Genomic DNA, 19,830 nt, shown 5'->3' on the forward strand with positions numbered 1-19,830 from the left:
ATGTCATTAGTAAACAAACTTTTAAAGAAAAATCTGATTGATCCGGATATCAAAAATTCGGTGATAACAGGCCGTGGAAATATAAAGGAGAATTTCCCTTCTGACTTCACCGCATCTGAAATTGAAAATGTTTCCGCAGTTAAAGGTTTTACAATGACCAGTCATGAACGGCAGGTGGTTTTATTAAGAGCTATTGATTATTTGGTTCAAAACAAAATCGAAGGTGATATTGTAGAATGTGGCGTTTGGAAAGGAGGAAGCATGATGTTGATCGCCAGAAGGCTTCTCCAATTAAATGATACCAGGAGAAAATTATTTCTCTTTGATACATTTGAAGGAATGTCAGAACCCAATGAGAAGGATGTAAGTGCAATAAATAATTCAACCGCATCTGAACTTTTACAAAAAGAAAACAAATTAGAAGGGGACAACGTTTGGTGCTATTCCTCTTTGGATGAAGTGAAAGCAAATTTGAATAAGACAAATTATCCTGCTGATAAAATATTTTATTTTAAAGGAAAAGTAGAAGATACTTTGCCGGAACCATCGGTTGGTAAAATTGCTTTGCTTCGCCTGGATACTGATTTTTATGAATCCACAAAACATGAACTGGAAATTCTTTATGATCTGTTGGTTCCCGGCGGCGTTTTAATTATTGATGATTACGGACATTGGACAGGATCAAAAAAAGCGGTGGATGAATTTATTGAAAAAAGAAAGCTAACTATTTTTTTAAACCGGATTGATTATACAGGAAGACTCTCTATAAAATTTTAGTTTATGTCACCATGGTTCAATAAACTTTTTAGTCCAGAGATTAATGTAAAATCTGAATTTTCATTCCGGAAACCGGAAATGGAAAAAATTATGAAGCAAAACAGGAATTCACTGTCAGCAATTGATGATTGGATTGATGATGAGGCGTTTCAAAATTCTTTTTTTCAATATGGCGTTCCAGATTTTATAAGAAAGGAAATTAACAAGCCAATTGGCGATTCGATGACTTATACCGATGTGATGGTTTATATCGCCAAAGAATATTTTAAAAAAATCAATTATCTCGAGATTGGCGTGTCTGTAGGGAAAAATTTTTTTCAATTGCTGAATGCTTTGAATGAATCCCAATTTACAGCATTTGATATTGAGGAAATTAATCCTGTGCTGGCCAATCGCTTTGTTTTGAAAGAAAAAACTGAATGGCCTACACCGGCGGACTCAATAAAAAAAACAAATTCGTCGCTCACTGGTTTTGAATTTGAGCAGAACAGAGTAAACTATTTATGCGCGGATGTTTGGGATGAAAATAGTTGGGCCAGGCTTGAAGGAAATAGATTCAATCTTGTTTTTTCAGATGCGTTGCATTCACATAAAGCGATTCTTTTTGAATTTGAAATGCTTGTAAAATATAATTTGTTAGACGAAAAATTTGTAATTGTATGGGATGACCTTGTAGGAAAAATGAGAAATTCTTTTTTTAAAATCATTAAAAAATACAATAACAATTTCAAGATAAAGGATGTTTATTTGTTAAGCATTAATGGTTGGGTGGGGCAAAATGAAAAACCTCATTCTGTTGGAATCATCTCAAACTTTCCCCTATAGCATGAGAGTGGTACTCACCAATTTGTCAAACAAACTATACGAACAAAGCCGCTTCAGGCTAAATTATTCTGCATTAAAGCATGGGATTAAAGAAATTAATTCTTTGGATTTTGAAGACTTGAAAGCCTTTGCTTTTTATGAAGAAAATAAAAAGATTTTACAGGCGGCCAAAGGAATCGGATATTGGCTATGGAAGCCTTTCATTATTCTTCAAGCCATGAAAAAAATTTCGGAGGGAGATATCGTTATTTATGCAGACTGTGGAATAGAAATAATTGACAGCCTGGATCCGCTAATTTCTATATGCAGGAAAAATAATCCCGTTTTGCTGTTTGCTAATGAGAATCTTAAAAATAAGTTCTGGACTAAAAGAGATTGTTTTGTAATCATGCACTGCGACGAAAAAAAATATTGGGACGGACTGCAAAGTGATGCCTCATTTTCTTTATTCAGAAAGTCGCCGCAAGCCGAATCTTTTTTGAACGAATGGTTGAATTATTGTCGCGATGAAAGAGTGATATCGGGCAATCCTAATGTCTGTGGCAAAAAAAATTTTTTTGGTTTTAAGGAGCATCGGTGGGATCAATCCGTTCTGTCATTATTAGCGATTAAGCACGACATTGAATTGTTTCGTGTGCCCACTCAATATGGTAATCATTATAAATTGCCGGAACTAAGAATACCCGGTGAATTTAATTGTGTAAACCAGGTTTATCAAAAACAGGTAAACTTTTATTCTTCCAGGCCGTATCGGAATTCTCATTATTACCAGTTATTAAGTCACCATCGTACAAAGGCCGGTGCGGATACTGTTGAAAAAAAATTGTCAATAGCGCAACTTATTTTGAAATCCGGAAAAAGACGCTGGGGAAAAATCAGGCGCTACCTAACCCGAACCTGAAATTTTAAACAGAAACCATGTATCCAAAAATATCTGTAATTATTGCGGTGTACAATGGCGCAAAAGTTATTGAAAAATCTGTCGGAAGTTTCCTGAATCAAAACTACGATAACAAGGAGTTGGTAATTGTCGATGGCGGCTCCACCGATGGTACTGTTTCGATAATAAAACAATTTGATAATCCTTCTATACTTTGGAAAAGCGAGCCGGACAAAGGCGTTTATGATGCAATGAATAAAGGTATAGAAAGGGCTACCGGAGAGTGGATTTATTTTCTCGGGGCGGATGATGAATTTTATAACCGTGAAGTATTAGCGTCATTGTTTGGTGGTGGCAATTTTGAGGGTATTGATTTTTTGTATGGCAACGTAAAAAGAGATGGGTTTAAAAAAGTTTACGATGGTGAATTTGATTATAGAAAATTATTAATAAAAAATATTTCGCACCAGGCTATCTTTTACAGAAAAAACATTTTTCAGCAGCTTGGTAATTATAACGTGAATTTTAAAACGCATGCCGACTGGGATTTTAATCTTCGTTGTTTTGAGAAGAAGGAAATAAGGATAAAATATAGGCCTGAAGTAATTGCGCGCTTTGGGCAGGGCGGACTGAGTTCCAGTTATGATCTCCCGTTTTTCAGAAACTCGCTTCTTCCCAGGAAATTATCCTTTTTAGAAAACGAAAGCGACAGATTATTTAATTTAAAAAGCTACGATGAGTGGTGGCGCTTTATTCGAAATTCACAGCTAAGAAGCGAACGCGATGTTATTAATGCTGGATATCACTATCCTTTACCAGGTGTTATTTTATCAATGGTAAACACTCAAAGTAAATTGCCCGAATCGTTACTAAAAAAGGGCCTGTTTTCCAAGCTGTTTATGTTTATTAATTATTTATCAGGCAACCATAAACTTACGCATTGATTCAACTTTCTATCATAATTGTCAATTATAAAAGCGCTCAATTAATCTGTGATTGCGTACAATCAATTTATGCACAAAACTCTGTAATCAATTTTGAGATAATCGTTATTGATAATAATTCTAATGATGACAGCAAAGAAAAAATTCTCTCATTCTTTCCTGAAGTAATCTGGATAGAAATGAATTACAATTCCGGCTTTGCAAGAGCCAACAATGAAGGAATTAAAAAATCGCAGGGAAATATTGTTTTACTGTTAAACAACGATACAATCATTGAAAATAATGCTATCGAAAAGTGCATAATCCAATTTACAGATTCACCCTATGTTGCCTGCGGCGTTCAATTGCTGAATCCTGACAGAACACCGCAGATTTCGGGAAATTATGCAATGAAAGGCGGACTGAATTATTTATTGCCATTGCCCTTTTTAGGATCTATATTAAAATTTTTTGCCGCGCTGGCTGGTGTAAAAAAGCCAAACGTTCCGGATGCTTCAGGCGTTGTGGAAGTTGATTGGATTAACGGCGCTTTCTTAATGGTAAAGAAAAATGCTATTCAAAAGGCAGGGTTATTAGATGAAGATTTTTTTTTGTATGCAGAAGAAGCTGAGTGGTGTAGCAGACTAAAACAGGTTGGAAAGTTATGCATCTACGGAGGCATCAACGTGATTCACCTGCAGGGAGAAACGGCTAACGAAACTTTTAATTCTACCGGTAAGGGATACACGAATTTATTTGACCAAAGAGGTTTTCAGATAATGCTTTCTAACCTCGTAAGAATCAGAAAAGAATTTGGCGTGTTGTGGTTTCTGATCATCCTTTCATTTTACATTTTCGAAATTCCCGTCTTTTTCATTGGAGTCCTGTTTTGCAAAATTTTCTTTATTAAAACAAATTCCTTCCAGCAAGCAAACAAATATGCAGGAAATGTATTTAGCTTAATAAAGCTAGCTCCGACTATTATCAAAGGAAGACCACATTTTTATAAAGTTTTATAGATGTAATGTTACAATCGTTTCACAGAAATATACTCCTCTGCTGAATAACCTTACCGCTTACATTATAACAAATGCGGATCAGGTTCTTTCTTTTTTCTGATGTAAAAAACGATAGTGCCTATGATAAGCAGCGCCACCAAAATATTGGCGATGATGCTGATGGTTCTTCCGATGGTGAATGTCTTTGGCTCAAACCTGAATTGAATTTCATGATTGCCTGCCGGTATCGGCATTCCGCGTAAAATGTAATCCGTTTTTACATAATTAGATTTTACGCCATCAATATACACATCCCAGCCTTCTGCATAATAGACTTCACTGAAAACTGCAAAGGAAGGAAATGCAGACGAGAACCTGTAGTTTATCGTGTCATTACGGTTCTCCACCAGCTTTATATACGCCACAGAATCATATTGTGGGGGCGCGGTGATAAGGCTTTTATATTTATTTTCAACAACAGCAGTGTCCCTAAGATCGGTATTGTCGAGTGCGGCCATTTCCTGGTCGGCATTGTCAACGTATTTTATTCCTTTTACCAGCCAGCAGTTTCCAAAAGCGCCCGGGTTTAATTGCGCTACAGGCTTTCCTGTTTGCGGGTCGTTTACTATAAAATATTTTGTGTTAAGCATGTTGAAAACACGCATATTGCCTTTGCTCAATTGGTTTGTAATAATATCATTATACAAGCCTAATTTGGCAGGGTTGTATCCGCCTACTAAATTGAGATGATACGCTGCTGTGGCGTCGTTGAATGGATCGACCGTTTCATCAAAAACCCGGAAATTCGCATGGTCAGGGTCTTTGAGAATTTGCGCCACCGCGGGAGAAGGAACGAATGCAGATTCGAAATCTTCTGGCTCAACATAATTATTAGAGTTTAAATATCTCAATGCCACACCCAATAAATCATACGCAGTCAATATTATCAACGCGCCGACGAGAATTTTGGATGATAGTTTCTTTTTCAGATACAATCCCATCAAAAGAACGGCGAGCCCGATTAATATAAATGATCGCATAAGGTCTTTTCCCATCAGATTTTTTCTGTCCGATTGCAAAGCGTTTATAATGTTTCGGCTTGTTTGCTCTGTCTGCTGTTCCAGTTGCGGTGGCGCTTGCTGGCCCGGAGGCACCTGCAACATGCTTTGCTTAAAGTTTTCCCTGATGGCTTTATCATTGGGACCTGAAAAAGAAGCGGTCATATAAAAAATCGCAAGAATCGCCAGGATGATTCCGGTAATTATTGTGGTGGTTTTTAATTTTTTCCATGCTTCCGGCACGTCAACATCTGCTGATATAAATTTTGAAAGTGCTAAAACTCCCATCAGCGGGAAACATAATTGTGGTATCACCAAAGCCATGGTAGGAGCGCGAAACTTGCTGTAAAAAGGCAGATAATCAAAAAGAAAATAATTGAAACTTTGAAAATTTGTGCCCCAGGCAAGCAGTATCCCGACTGCGCTCGCGATTATCAACCACCACTTATACCAGCTTTTAAGATAAACAACGCCGAAAATAAACAGCAGGCATACTATCGCCCCCAAATACACAGGCCCGGAAGTAACGGGCTGCTCTCCCCAATAAGAGTAATGATTTTCCATCTGCAGCGCCTGCTCTTCACCTACGCCCAGTTGGGAAAAGAGCGCGACAAATTTTGAATCAGTGTTATATTCATTTCCACCGTTGCTGCCTCCATACAATCCGGGCACAATAAAAGTGAAAGTTTCATTAAGCCCCAGACTGTAGCGGAATGCATAATCCTTATCCAGGCCGCCCTTTGTTTTATTGCCTTGTACATCCTGAGTTAATTGCGATTTGCCTCCCCGCATACTTTCTTTAGCATATTGATAAGTTGGCAACATAGAAACTGCGCAACAGGCAAGGCCGGTTATTCCTGCTAAAAGGCCCAACGCTGAGGCTTTCACTGCGTGTAACAATTGCTTTTCCTGGTAACTTCTTACCAAAAAAGCAACCGTCATAATAAATGCGATGATTAATGTGTAATACACAATCTGCACATGATTATGCGCAATCATCAGCGAAGAAATGAGCGCCGTTATGGCAAAACCGGCTAAATATTTTTTCTTGAAAATCAAAAGCAGTCCTCCTAATACTGCAGGTGCATACGCGATAGAAATCATTTGTGTATTGTGTCCTACGGCAATAATAATGGGGTCAAAAGTGGAGTAGGCATAGGCAAGAGCACCAAGTATACTTACCCACGGATTTGCCCCGGCAACAATGCAGAAAAAATAAAAACAAATGCAGGCCAGGAAGAAAAAGCTAACCGGAATGGGCATTCCTAACGTTAATACATCTGACAGGTAGCTTACGGTTATTTTTGTTCGCGGGTCGAAGGCAATCTGGTAGGCAGGCATGCCACTGAACATGCTGTTCGTCCATAAAGGAAAATAGCCATGCTTTTCTTTAAAATCAAAAGACTGCTGCGCCATCGCGTGCCATTGCTGCGTGTCAGATTGCTGGGGCACTTTTCCCTGCAGAGCAGGCTTACAATAAACAACCGCAACTATCAAAAAAATTACAACCGCTATAATGTGTGGAATTAACTTCTGCAAGCGTGGATTCTTCATGAAAAAATTTTTCTTTAGGAAGCAAAGTAAATGATTTTAGGTGAATGGTGGATGGTGCCCAAACCAAACAAATGTAATTTCTGATAACAGGTAAGTTATTCATTCTACTGTTTCTGACTTAACGATTGTAACTGAATACCGTTAACTTTGAAGTATGAGTTTAAAACTGGCATATAAAAATATATTGCACCAATTCTTTTCAGATAAGCCTGTTAAAAAAGCCTATCTTTTTGGCTCTTATGCAAGAAATGAGGCAAAAAGCGATAGTGATATTGATATCTTGTTAGAATTGGATTATGAAAAACCGATTGGGATGAAATTTTTTGGCTATCAGGCAGAACTTGAACAATTACTGAACGCGAAAGTGGATCTTGTAACCAGCGATGGAATTTCAAAATATGTAAAACCTTTGATTGATAAGGATAAGATACTGATATATGAAAGGCCAACTAAATGATAGAATTAGAATACAACATATCCTTGATGCAATTTCTGAAACGGAGACCTATCTTAATGCGGTAAGTTTTGAAGATTTTTTGTCTAATTCCGAAAAACGTTTTGCTACAATAAAACAAATTGAAATTGTAGGTGAAGCTTGTAATCATTTATCAAGCGAATTGAAACTACAACACTCAGAAATAGAGTGGGCACAGATAAATGGATTCAGGAATATTTCCATTCATGAATATTTTGGCGTCAATCTTCACATTGTATGGGATATTGCCAAAAATGATTTTCCTGTATTGAAAGCAAAATTTAAAAGAGCTTTAGAAATGTTATTATAATTTTTATAAAGTTTTTCTTAAAAGGCATTATGGCAGCAAACAAAGAAAAAAACCTCCTTTTTTATTTTCTTCTTATAGAAACAAAAATCTAAAGTCTTAATACCACAAAACCCTTATCTTAGTTTTTTTACAACACTTATGGCCTTAAGCAGAATATGGGCGGCTTTTATTATCGTTGCTTTTCTCGCAGCTACTTTTCAATGCATTTTTATAGAAGGAGATGCTAATATTTACAGCCAGATGGTGGTGGGCAAATCAGGCGATACATCCAACACGCAGAAAATTGATACTACTCTATTAGCGCCGGTAATATTAAGCACGTTACAAAACGGCAAAGCTTATACAGACGGCACTACCAAATACAGCAAAAATGCCAATGGTGATTATATTAAATTCAAACAGCAAAATGCCGATGGAATCATATCCACTGCAAAAACTGCGGTCGATATCTCGCTGAATCTTGTCGGTATCATGGCGCTGTTTATGGGTTTTATGAGCATTGCCGAAAGGGCAGGCGGCATCCGGCTTTTATCAAAAATTGTAGGGCCCTTTTTTTCAAAATTGTTTCCCGAAATACCAAGAAACCACCCAGCCATGGGGCACATGGTAATGAATTTTTCTGCTAATCTTTTAGGCCTTGATAATGCCGCAACACCATTCGGCTTGAAAGCGATGGAAAGCCTTCAGGAATTGAATCCGAAAAAAGATACGGCTTCCAATTCGCAGATAATGTTTTTGTGTTTGCATGCTGCAGGGCTTACGCTGATTCCTGTAAGCATTATTGCCATCAGGGCATCATTGAATGCTTCAGATCCCACTTCAATTTTTATTCCGTGCATGATTACCACATTTGTGGCTACTATCACGGCCATGCTTATCGTTTCTTTTAAGCAAAAGATAAATGTTTTTCAGCCTGTGATTCTGCTGTGGGTGCTGGGGATTTCTGCGGTGATTTCGATTATGGTGATTTATCTAAAAACGCTTGACTATACAGGTGTGCAAACCTTTTCAGGAATCTTAAGCAATGGCATTATCCTGGTTCTGTTTTTTGTAATTATATTAGGAGCGTTGTATAAAAAGATAGACATTTTCGATGCCTTTGTGGAAGGCGCAAAAGGCGGATTTGATATTGCGGTAAAAATTATTCCTTACCTCGTGGGCATGTTGGTAGCTATCAGCATGCTCCGTACCAGCGGCGCTTTCGAAGTAGTTATTGACGGTATGAGAAGTTTGTTTGCAGCCTTAGGCGCCGACACGCGGTTTGTTGCCGGCCTGCCCACGGCCCTGATACGGCCATTGAGCGGAAGTGCTGCGCGCGGCATGATGATTGACACAATGACTACTTATGGCTCTGATTCATTTGCAGGAAGTCTGTCTTCAGTTTTGCAGGGCACTTCTGATACCACGTTTTATGTAATTGCTGTTTATTTTGGCGCAGTTTCTATCAAAAACACAAGATATTCAATTGGCGCTATGCTGCTCGCCGACCTTGTAGGTATTATTACTGCTATTCTATTGTCTTATTTGTTTTTTGGAAGCGCTCATTAAATTCCGAACGAAATAAAAAATGAAGGTATTTCCTGCTTTACTGTATAATTATTTATTCCAGTAATGCAGCCAGTCTATAAGCCTGCTGGTGAAGCCATATTCATTATCGAACCAGGCCGCTACTCTTGCATGGTTTCCGATAACTGCCGTTTGGGTGCCATCTATAATGCATGAATGACTGTTTCCTTTGATATCCAGCGAAACCAATGGTTCATCGGTAAAATCCAAAACCATTTTGTGTTCACCAAGGGCTGCAGATTTGAACATCTTATTTATTTCAATTGGTGATACATCTTTCATCAACTGCAATGTAAACGACGCCATCGCTCCATTGGCCACAGGCACTCTTGTTGAAAAAACATTGATCTTATTTTTCAAATCCGGAAACAGGCGGTTCAATGACTTGTCAAGATCAATGGCAACCGGAATGATTGATTCTGCCGCGGCGCGTCCCCGCCGGAATTGCGGATTTGAGCTGTCCACCAGTGATTGCCGCGAAGTAAAGGAATGAATAATATTAAGATGGACAGATTGTATGCCGAGAGAATTTAAAATAGAAAGAATATGTACAGAACAATTGGTCATACAGCCCCCAGGCGACAAAATAGTTGCGTCTTCACTAAGGGAATTTTGGTTGAATCCAAAAACATGCAAAGGAATATCTTCAGCGCCGGTGGTGGACAATAGCACTTTTTTGGCGCCCGACGTTAAATGTTTTTCAGCCGATTCTTTTTTAATGAACTGTCCGCTACATTCCAATACCACATCTACATTTAGATCCCTCCAGGGCAAAGCCATTGGGTCGCTCTGCTGGTATGCTGGAATTTCAATGTTATCAACTTTTAGTGAATTACCCGAAGAGCTCATGGTATGAAAATTGGTTCCGTAGATGGAATCATATTTTAAAAGATAGGCCAGATTTTTTATGGGCATGGGGTCATTTACTGCCACAATTTCAAACTCCGGGAAATCAATCAATCTTCTGAAGAGCAATCTTCCTATACGCCCCATTCCATTTATTGCAATTCGCATTTGAAAAAATTTTCTAATTGCAAATATCCGCAAGAAATTTTTATTGCATAATGAAGATGGAAGGAGCAAAATCAAAAAAGGCATGGATTGCCATGCCTTAATACAACAAATAATGTAATGTGGTTACAATCCGGCTAAAAAAGCAAGCGCAACCATTACTGCAATAAATCCGAGCACAATTCCGATTGCAACGAATGTGTCGTGAATTTCTACTGAGTCAACTTTTTTCATAATTTTCAATTTAATGTTTTAAAATTAATTTCTTAGTCAGAAAGGAAAATTAGAAAAGAACCTAACTTAAATAGCTTTTCAAGGGGGGGATACAAGTCAAAGATAAAATAATATTTTATCTAATACAAGTTAAATTTAATGGTTTACAGTTCGCGTTTTTTTTAAAAATTTTGCGTATTGCAAAGCCGTCTACGTTGTCGGGAGGTTTTTAGCCGACTTGTTCTTCGAGCAAAATCATTTTTTCAAAAATTTTTTCATATTCTGCATTGCGCATGCTGAGTTCCTTCAGTTTTTCATTATATTTTTTTTCTGCCCCGACAAATTTTTCTTTATCTGAATAAATTTCAGGCAGCGCAAGGTCGGCTTCCAGCTTTCTTTTTTCTTCAGAAAGTTTTGCAATCAACTGTTCCAACTGTTCGAATTGCCGCTTAACTTTTTGAAATTCTTTTTGCTGTTCCCGGCTTTCCAAAGACGAATTCGTATTTTTCTTTTCCGTCACTACAGTTTTTTTTTCCGGCTCTTTTTTCTCGGGCTCACTTTTTTCTGCAGCCTTTCTTTCCTGCTTCCATCGTTCCCATTCATCATAAGTGCCCACAAATTCCTTTATTTTATAATTCTCAATTTCCCAGATTTTATTGGCAGTTTTGTTTACGAAATATCTGTCGTGACTTACCAGAATATAACTTCCTTCATATTTATTCAATGCTTCTATGAGTAAATCAACCGAATGCATATCCAGGTGATTCGTTGGCTCATCCAGCAAAAGAAAATTGGCCTTGCTCACAATAGTTTTAGCCAGTGCCACGCGGGCCTTTTCCCCGCCACTTAATACTTTTATTTTTTTATCCACATCGTCGCCGCTAAACAAAAAACACCCTAACAGCGTTCTTAATTCAAGCTCCGTTTTGCCGCTACCTGAATAATTCATTTCTTCCAAAACGGTATGCTCTATGTTTAGTGCTTCCAACTGGTGTTGTGCGTAAAATGAATCTTTTACATTGTGACCTTCAATCCTTTCCCCTTCAAATGGTTCCACTCCGGCAACCATCCTGAGCAATGTTGATTTTCCTTTTCCGTTGGCGCCAATCAAGGCTATTTTATCGCCCCTGTTAATTTCTGCGCCGGTATCTTCCACAATCTTCACGTTGCCGAAACTTTTTGTTGCATGCTTCAATGTGCATAAAATTCTTCCTGGCTGATGGCCAATCGTAAAGTTGATGCGCATATTGGGTCGTTCCAGGTCTGTATTTTCGATGCGCTCTATTTTATCGAGCCGCTTCATAATACTTTGTGCCTGGGCCGCTTTCGAAGCTTTGGCCTTGAATCTTTCTACAAATTTCTCCTGCTGCCTGATGTAATCCTGCTGATTTTCGTAGGCCCTTTTCTGTAGGTCGATTCTAAGCTCTTTTTCCTGGAGGTAATAAGAATAATTCCCGGTATAGAAATGCAATTCCTGCTGGTATAGCTCCACTATTTTGGTAACCATTCTGTCAAGGAAATAGCGGTCGTGGGATACAATCACCACAGAACCTTTATAATGCTGAAGGTATTTCTCAAGCCATTCAATAGAAGGAAGGTCAAGGTGGTTGGTAGGCTCATCCAGCAGCAACACATCAGGATTCATTAGTATCATTTTGGCAAGCAAAACGCGCATGCGCCAGCCACCGCTGAATTCCTTATAAGGCCGCTGCAAATCTGCATTTGCAAAGCCAAGTCCCTGTAATATTTCTTCGGTTTTGTGATGAATGTCGTATCCGCCCAATACTTCTAGTTCGTGCAATTTGTCGCCATATGTAATGGCCAAAGATTCATCTGATGTTTTTTCCAATTCAATTCCAATCTGTTCAATTTCTTTTTCCAATGCCTGCACTTTTTCGAACGCGCTTAAGGCTACTTCAAAAATTGAATCCTCTGTGTCAAAGCTTAACAAATCCTGGTGAAGAAATCCGATAGTGGTTTCTTTCCCCTTTTCAACAGTGCCTGCAGAAGGTAGATATTGATTGGTGAGCACTTTTAATAGGGTGGATTTTCCCGTGCCGTTATAACCAATTAAACCGATTCTTTCGTTGGGTTGTATATGCCAGGTTGCATCTTTAACAATCACCCTGGCCCCAAATTCGAAGGTGACATTTTGTAAGCCTAATAACATAGTAAGAAATAATAAATCTAATTATAGTTAGATTTTTTTTAAGCGTGCAAAATTAAGGTATTAAAGGCACTTTGCCTTTATTCTTATATCGAGAAGATGGGAGAATTTATATTTTAAAGCCAATATTAACAGGCGACGAATTGCTTTTCTGATTATGCGTTTTATGAATTGAAAAAGAATATGGGTTTTATTTATTTATCAGAAGTAAAAATTTTACTTAAACCTTCTTCCGACAATTACTTTGAAAATATTTTTATCAGTTCCGGAAGTAAATCCGAAGCCATAACCTGCATTGAATTCCCATTTGGGAGAGACATTTAAATCGACTGCTAAAAATAGTTGTTGTTGCTGTTCATCCCAATTATAGACATTATTAAGCGGTCCAAGAGATCCGTAATATTCAAATCCGGGCAGAAAGGCTTTGGTAACAGCATAACTTGCTTTGAAATTGGGTGAAAAAATAAAACCTTCTGCCGTTCCGGGCCCCTTCAGAGATTTATCAAAAGTGGGATTAAAAGATAAATATAGCTTGCTCCATTGCTTATCGATGATAGGCCTTATTTCTATTGACCATGTATCTTCACTATACTTGCTGTTTTGAAAACCGAATTCTGCTGAAAGGCTTAGTCCTACAGGCAAATCATAGCTTTTAGGAATAGCAATTCTGGGCCTAAGGTGGCTACCTACATAATTGGTACGACCGTTGTTGCCTATTGAATTAAAAAAATAAAAGCCTAGCTCAAACCATTTATCAAACCCGTGAGTAATTTCAATCGTTTCGTGGAAAACATGATTGGTTGGTAAAACACCGTTTATCTTTTCTTTTGACCCGTCAAAAGTAAAATTGCTGTGAAGCTCGACCATGGTATTTTTTGGTTCGACAAGATCTGAACCATAAACCTGTATCTCATAATTATCCTGTGCATGAACAGTTGATGCAAAAAGTGAAAACAGAAGTAGAATTAAAATTAAAAAGCCATTCCTGAAAAGATTTCTTCTCATTTTTTGATTATTGCAAATTTGATTATGCTTCGTTCATAATATCAATTAAGCGTAACATCAAATTCTACATCTTTTTTTGTTGCAAAACTTTTTATTTCGTTGTACAATGTATCCCTTTCTACAGCTTCGCGACCAGCTTGCGAGATGAGCATTACCAATTCATCGGTGCTCATTTCGGGAGTTTGTTCTTCGCTTCCAGCCATTGAATAGATTTTAGTGGAATCATCGATGGTACCATCAATGTCATCTACGCCAAAAGATAGGGACATCTGTGCGTTTTGCCGTCCAAGCATTGGCCAATACGCCTTTAAATGCGGAAAATTATCTAAATAAATTCGTGCCACGGCATACATTTTCATGTCTTCCACAATGGATGATTCGGGAACATTGCTCATGTCGTTATTCTTATTGCGGAATTTTAGTGGAATGAATGTATTAAAGCCATGCGTTTTATCCTGCAAATTTCTCAAGCGGCTCATGTGGTCAATCCGGTGGCTGTAATTTTCAATGTGGCCGTAAAGCATGGTGGCATTGGTACTCATTCCTAAAAGATGTGCTTCTTCATGAATTTTCAACCAGCCTTCCGCGTCTACCTTATCATGACAAATTTCTTTTCTTATTTCCGGTGCAAAAATTTCTGCGCCGCCACCGGGCATGGATTGCAAACCTGCATCGTGCAATTTCTTCATGCCTTCCCTGACAGATAACTTTGCTTTGCGAAACATGTAATCCAATTCTACAGCCGTAAATCCTTTTACATGTAATGCCGGCCTATGTGCCTTAATGCCGGCGATTAAATCGCAAAAGAAATCGAGATTTAGTTTTGGATGAACGCCACCCACAATGTGGACTTCTGTAATCGGCTTGCCATCATAACTTTTTACAATATCCAGCATCTGTTCTTTGCTTAACACCCAGCCTTCTTCCCGATGCGCATACAAACGGGAGTAAGAGCAAAATTTGCAGGCAAACACACACACATTGGTGGGTTCGATATGAAAGTTCCTGTTAAAATAAGTTTTGTCGCCATGCTTTTTTTCCCTGATGTAATTGGCGAGTGTAGCGCTCAGCCCCAGGCTTGCTTTTTCGAAGAGAAACAGTGCTTCGTCATCTGATATTCTTTCTTTGCGGGCAACTTTTTCGGCGATTTTTGAAAATGATTTTCCCTTAGGTAACGCATTAATTAATGCCAATAACTCTTCTTCGCGGTTTATATTTTCCATAAGGCGAAATTACAAAGATTGGATATAGAAAATAAAATACGAAATGCAGAGGCTGATAAACCGATTGTTTTTCGCCTGTATTTTACATGGGATTTAAGAAAAAAGCGAACGCAATAGTAAAGCAATAAGTATCTGCAATTTTTACTTTGTCGTTGAACAGACTTATTCTAAACGAAATTATTCTTATTGCTTTACTATTTTTTGCACCACAGTTTTGTCGGTATAAAATAACTTAAGAATGTAAACTCCGGGGGGCGGCGTACTGAAATCAATATTCATTTCCGTGTATGCCTTACCGTAATAATCTCTTGCCCAAACCTGCTGGCCGATTGAATTGTAGATTCGTGCTGATTGCAAAGTGACCGGCACTTCATAATTTCTTATAACGAACTGCTGATGGAAAGGATTTGGATAAATCAAATATCCTTGCTGTTTTAACCTTGCTGGTACAGTAATTCCAAATAAATTAATATTATCCAAATAAAGATTATTTTGTTTGTTTCCTTTAAAAACAAAATATACCTGGAAGTCATTATGGCCTACATCATTGAACAGGTTCAATTTTACATTTTGCCATCCATTGGCTGTAGGAACAAAGTTGGGCTGGTAGCCTGAAACAGTTTGCAGATCGGTTCCATATTTTTTCCAAGCAGTAGTAAAAGTCTGCCCGCAATCTGTCGTCACCAGCATCATAAGCGTATCTGCCTGTGATGAAGAATTTCCTGCAGAATATGCATAATCAAAAGAAACATAAATAGAATCAAAATCAGCGCTGCCAGGAACCAGGCCGGATACCAGTTTATCCGTGGTGCCGTACGACGCTGCATTGAAATTATTAATGAACGCAGAGGCTGCTCCTGTTTTAGACGCTGAAGTAGTTCGCTGCCAGGTAATATCGCCTTCTGTATTTTCAACCGACCATCCGGCAGGAGGGAATGTTGAGCTTTCAAAGCCTTCGGTCACGGGCAGATTAATTTTCCCTGTTACAAAGAATGATTTCCGCAGGGTGTCATTTAAAGGTGATTCATCGCCGGAACCGGATGAAGAAACCGGATCGGATGTGTACACTTTAATAGATTGCTGCCCTCCCGGAGGTGTAAATACATTCAACGGAACGGTCATGGTTGCATCTGGTGCCAGGGAAACCCCGGTAACTGAAGTGGTTGCCACAGCTCCGTTATTTAACTGGTAAGAAACCTTGAAGCTGGTGATAGGTGAAAAGCCGACATTTTTGATGGTAGCTACCGGAGTAACAGGTTTCTCACATTCTATTGAGGCTGGCGGGTTTACTGAAACAATTGTAAGGTCTCTTGATGTTTCCTGCTTAATATTTATATTGTCAATAAAAATATTATTTCCATAATCGCTGACATTTCTGAATTTAATAATCAGACTTTGCGAAGCCAGGGAAGCTCCATCAATTACAATTTTTTGATTTTTCCAATCTGCTGCAGCAGGATTTGTATATCCGTTGCTTGAGGTTCCCGCTGTGGAAAGGGAGGCGCCCGCCTTATTAAAATAGGCTTTAAATGTTGCGCCGCAATCTGTTGAAATTAAAACCTGCAGGCTGTCATTGTAGCCGTTATCAGGATAATTTTTATGCGCAAGATCAAAGGTGATTATTACGGGGTCAGCATTCGCCAGGTTAATTTTAGGCAATTGAATATCGTCAATAGCGCCCACAGAATTACCGTTGTAATTATCAATAAAAATAGAATGGGCGCTGTTGCTGCCGGGAGTGGTTTTTGCCCATGTTACATCGTTATTTGGATTGATTATAAACCATCCCTTGGGAGGGAAGGTGCTGTTCTCAAAGCCCTCGGAAACCGGCAGTGAAATGGAAGCGGGAACAGTAAGTGTAACTGATAAAGTATCGTTCGAAGGAACTTCATCTGCTGAGGCTCCATTGGGTTTACCGGTAAAAAATTTAAATACATTGGTTCCGCCCGCAACTGTAACAGATGGGAGCGTTATCACCTGTGTGGCACCGCTTTTCAGATTTACAGAAAACGTTTTTGTAACCGGTGTGCCATTATTCAAAATATAGCCCACGGTGATACTGGTGAGGGTGGTAAGGCCATTATTTTTAATCAACACTTTTGGAACAAAATTACCTTCGCAACTGATGATATCAGGGTAATAAACAGAAGAGCAGCCGGAACTTTCATATCCGCCGGGATTGACAGAGACAACTGGCGAAGCGTCAATATTTACAGGGTTTTCAGGTAATTGACCTCCCAAAGAAGTGAGCAGTCCCTTTTCATAGGTGTTTAAAACATACTCCATTCTTTCCACCTGCTTTTTAGTAAACATATTATAACAATCATCAGAAGTGTAATCCATAAAATTTTCATACATGATGCCCGGCGCAACGGGGGTGCAGCTATCCGTTTTTATACCGGAAAGACATCCGCTGGATGCTATGCTTTGATTAGGGGTATCGCCAATGTCGTTTGCTGTATTTCCTTTTCCCGGCGGATTGTATAAGCTTGCAGGCAACGTATAAGATGAACCATCTGTAGTCAACGCACGAAAATCATCTCCGCTACAAGTATTGGAGGAATTCTCATCATCGCCCCAAATATGATTGATGCCGAAATAATGTCCAAGCTCATGAACAATGGTTCTGCCTTTATTGTATTGATCCACATTGCATGGGCTAACTCCAAATCCCAGAATATTGCAAAAGACGCCATCATCAATCGGGTTGCCGCTTCCGGGAATTTGAGTGTATCCCAGCACATTCCCTCCGGAAACGTTTCCTACCCAGATATTAATGTACGAATTGGGATCCCACGCGTCGGCACCACCCAGCGATTTCCTTTTAATAGAATCAAGTACATTGTCCGGATTTCCCTTGGTATTGCTAAACACTCTTTCTATCCCATTGGTGAGCTTTCCGGAGGGAGTTCTTTTTGCTAACACAAACCGGATGTTGGAATGGCCTCGCAACGCCAAAAAAGCAGCAGGAAGTTTGGTAGTGTCCGGGTTTAAACCTGCATAATCGGTGTTCATTGCATCTATCTGTGATTGCACTGCTTCATCAGTCACCTGGTACGGATTGGGAAGCACAATGTGAAAAACCACAGGCAGGTAAACAAGATTTTGTAAACGTTTCGGCGCGCGAAGGCCTTTATTAGGTGGCAACGCGGAGAGCCGTTCCGCCATTATTTTTCTCTCAGGAAATTTTTCAAAAAGCATTTTGACCCTTTGGTCAGTTGCGCATCTTACCATTGGCTGTTCCTTATTCACAGGTGGCAGCGGTCCGGTTATTTGTGAAAAGCTGTTTAATTGAAAGGAAAATAATAATAAGTTTATAAAAAGGATTTTTCTTAACACCCGGATAGATTTATAATTATTGTTGAGTGAAAATAGGGGAAAAATTTAAAGATGCAAAGTAGCGATTTAACTTTAAATTGAATTTCAGGCTTTAATTTAATGATTCAGTTTTTTACTGATATTTCAGGATTAGCCAGTTTAAAAAATGATAGATTTGATTTTTATTTGTTAGGATTTTTCAATAGAAGATCTATAAAAGAAAGTTAATGAAGAATATTAAGTTGCGCCTTATTGTAATGAACTTTTTACAATTCTTTGTCTGGGGTTCATGGCTTATCACTATTGGCGCTTACTGGTTTCAGACCAAACATTGGTCAGGAACTGAGTTCGGAGCCCTGTTTTCTACTATGGGCATTGCTTCTTTATTTATGCCGTCCATTGCCGGAATTATTGCTGACAAATGGGTGAACGCTGAAAAATTATATGGCGTTTTCCATCTGTGTGGCGCAATCATTCTTTTTACTTTGCCAATGATAGATGATCCGTTCGTCATGTTTTGGGTAATGCTTTTAAATATGATGTTTTACATGCCCACCATTTCTCTCGCTATTGCCATTGCTTACTCGGCGCTAAAAAGGGACGGTAAAGATGTGGTAACTCATTATCCGCCTATCAGGGTTTATGGTACGATTGGATTTATCGTCGCACTATGGGTGGTGAGCTTATTGCATATTGAAACAACTGCCGAACAATTTTATGTGGCTTCAATAGCATCACTCGTTCTCGGCTTATATGCTTTTACTTTACCAAAATGCCCGCCAATGCTTAACAGCCGGGTTAAAAAATCATTAGCCGATGCTTTAGGACTACAATCTTTTGCATTATTTAAGAATAGGAAAATGGCGGTTTTCTTTCTTTTTGCGATGTTGTTAGGCGCAGCTTTGCAGTTGACTAATGCCTATGGTGATACATTCCTACATGATTTTGCCAACATTCCTGCTTATAAAAATTTAATAGCCGTAAAATATCCTGCTATCATTATGAGCATCTCGCAGGTATCTGAAACACTCTTTATTTTAGCGATACCTTTTTTTCTGAAAAGATTTGGTATCAAAAAAGTAATGCTCATCAGTATGTTCGCCTGGTTCTTCCGGTTTGGGCTGTTTGCCTATGGCAATCCCGGGGATGGATTATGGATGATTATTTTATCGTGCATCGTGTATGGAATGGCGTTTGATTTTTTCAATATATCGGGCTCTCTTTTTGTTGAATCCCAAACCGACCCTTCGATACGTGCCAGTGCCCAGGGGCTTTTTATGATGATGACAAATGGCGTAGGTGCTGTGTTGGGCAGTTCCATCAGCGGCATTATTATCGACCGGTTTTATACTAACCCGGATAACAGCAAGGACTGGCACGGCATCTGGACGTCTTTTTCGCTTTACGCACTGGCGGTGGCCATCCTTTTTATGTTCCTCTTTAAGCACAAACATGATCCCGCCGAAATAAATCAACAGCTTCATGAAGAGCCTAAATTAATTATGGAAGAGAAATGATGCGGCTTTA

General features: G+C 38.8%; 15 protein-coding genes. 9 read left to right on the forward strand and 6 right to left on the reverse strand.

Annotation, left to right across the window (positions count from 1 at the left end; genetic code table 11):
* The 5 genes from EFY79_RS02810 to EFY79_RS02830 are packed head-to-tail and all read left to right on the forward strand — an operon-like array spanning position 1 to position 4,424.
* On the forward strand, positions 1–777 hold the full coding sequence (locus EFY79_RS02810; RefSeq protein WP_123119136.1) for a TylF/MycF/NovP-related O-methyltransferase: 777 nt from the start codon (positions 1–3) through the stop codon (positions 775–777).
* Positions 778–780: 3 nt separating this feature from the next.
* Positions 781–1,602, forward strand: coding sequence for a class I SAM-dependent methyltransferase (locus tag EFY79_RS02815; RefSeq protein ID WP_123119137.1), 822 nt, complete (start codon positions 781–783; stop codon positions 1,600–1,602).
* Positions 1,574–2,503 carry a hypothetical protein gene (locus EFY79_RS02820; RefSeq protein ID WP_148041837.1) on the forward strand — a complete coding sequence of 310 codons (930 nt, stop codon included), beginning with the start codon at positions 1,574–1,576 and terminating at the stop codon, positions 2,501–2,503. Before EFY79_RS02815 ends, EFY79_RS02820 begins: the two co-directional genes overlap by 29 nt.
* Positions 2,504–2,520: 17 nt before the next feature.
* Positions 2,521–3,426, forward strand: a complete 906-nt coding sequence (locus tag EFY79_RS02825; RefSeq protein WP_123119139.1) for a glycosyltransferase family 2 protein — start codon at positions 2,521–2,523, stop codon at positions 3,424–3,426.
* Positions 3,423–4,424 (forward strand): glycosyltransferase family 2 protein, encoded by a 1,002-nt coding sequence (locus EFY79_RS02830; protein WP_123119140.1) that lies wholly within the window; start codon positions 3,423–3,425, stop codon positions 4,422–4,424. Before EFY79_RS02825 ends, EFY79_RS02830 begins: the two co-directional genes overlap by 4 nt.
* 62 nt (positions 4,425–4,486) lie before the next feature.
* Here EFY79_RS02830 and EFY79_RS02835 read toward each other — a convergent pair whose 3' ends face one another.
* A complete protein-coding gene (locus EFY79_RS02835; RefSeq protein ID WP_123119141.1) occupies positions 4,487–7,015 on the reverse strand; it encodes a YfhO family protein in 2,529 nt (842 codons plus the stop codon).
* 154 nt (positions 7,016–7,169) lie between these two features.
* Between EFY79_RS02835 and EFY79_RS02840 the strand changes: the two genes are divergently transcribed.
* From EFY79_RS02840 to EFY79_RS02850, 3 genes are all read left to right on the forward strand, one after another.
* Positions 7,170–7,472, forward strand: coding sequence for a nucleotidyltransferase family protein (locus EFY79_RS02840; RefSeq protein WP_123119142.1), 303 nt, complete (start codon positions 7,170–7,172; stop codon positions 7,470–7,472).
* Entirely contained in the window at positions 7,453–7,800 is a 348-nt protein-coding gene (locus tag EFY79_RS02845) for a HepT-like ribonuclease domain-containing protein (protein WP_123119143.1), read from the forward strand. Before EFY79_RS02840 ends, EFY79_RS02845 begins: the two co-directional genes overlap by 20 nt.
* A gap of 138 nt (positions 7,801–7,938) precedes the next feature.
* A complete protein-coding gene (locus EFY79_RS02850) occupies positions 7,939–9,348 on the forward strand; it encodes a nucleoside recognition domain-containing protein (protein WP_123119144.1) in 1,410 nt (469 codons plus the stop codon).
* Between the two features lie 48 nt (positions 9,349–9,396).
* Here the strand turns inward: EFY79_RS02850 and EFY79_RS02855 are convergent, their stop codons facing one another.
* From EFY79_RS02855 to EFY79_RS02875, 5 genes are all read right to left on the reverse strand, one after another.
* Complete coding sequence (locus EFY79_RS02855) at positions 9,397–10,380, reverse strand: type I glyceraldehyde-3-phosphate dehydrogenase (RefSeq protein ID WP_158605131.1); 984 nt, start codon at positions 10,378–10,380, stop codon at positions 9,397–9,399.
* A gap of 439 nt (positions 10,381–10,819) precedes the next feature.
* Positions 10,820–12,760, reverse strand: coding sequence for an ABC-F family ATP-binding cassette domain-containing protein (locus tag EFY79_RS02860; protein WP_123119146.1), 1,941 nt, complete (start codon positions 12,758–12,760; stop codon positions 10,820–10,822).
* A 213-nt stretch (positions 12,761–12,973) separates the two neighbouring features.
* A complete protein-coding gene (locus EFY79_RS02865; protein ID WP_123119147.1) occupies positions 12,974–13,762 on the reverse strand; it encodes a hypothetical protein in 789 nt (262 codons plus the stop codon).
* 41 nt (positions 13,763–13,803) lie between these two features.
* Entirely contained in the window at positions 13,804–14,985 is a 1,182-nt protein-coding gene (gene mqnE, locus EFY79_RS02870; protein ID WP_123119148.1) for an aminofutalosine synthase MqnE, read from the reverse strand.
* Between the two features lie 183 nt (positions 14,986–15,168).
* The gene (locus EFY79_RS02875) at positions 15,169–18,153 is read right to left on the reverse strand and encodes a T9SS-dependent choice-of-anchor J family protein (protein WP_158605132.1); all 2,985 of its coding nucleotides are present in this window, start codon (positions 18,151–18,153) and stop codon (positions 15,169–15,171) included.
* A gap of 377 nt (positions 18,154–18,530) precedes the next feature.
* Here EFY79_RS02875 and EFY79_RS02880 point away from each other — a divergent pair, with 377 nt between their 5' ends.
* A complete protein-coding gene (locus tag EFY79_RS02880) occupies positions 18,531–19,820 on the forward strand; it encodes a nucleoside permease (protein ID WP_123119150.1) in 1,290 nt (429 codons plus the stop codon).
* The last annotated feature ends 10 nt before the right edge of the window (positions 19,821–19,830 follow it).

Origin of the sequence: Hanamia caeni (assembly GCF_003721595.1) — a bacterium.
GTDB lineage: Bacteria > Bacteroidota > Bacteroidia > Chitinophagales > Chitinophagaceae > Ginsengibacter > Ginsengibacter caeni.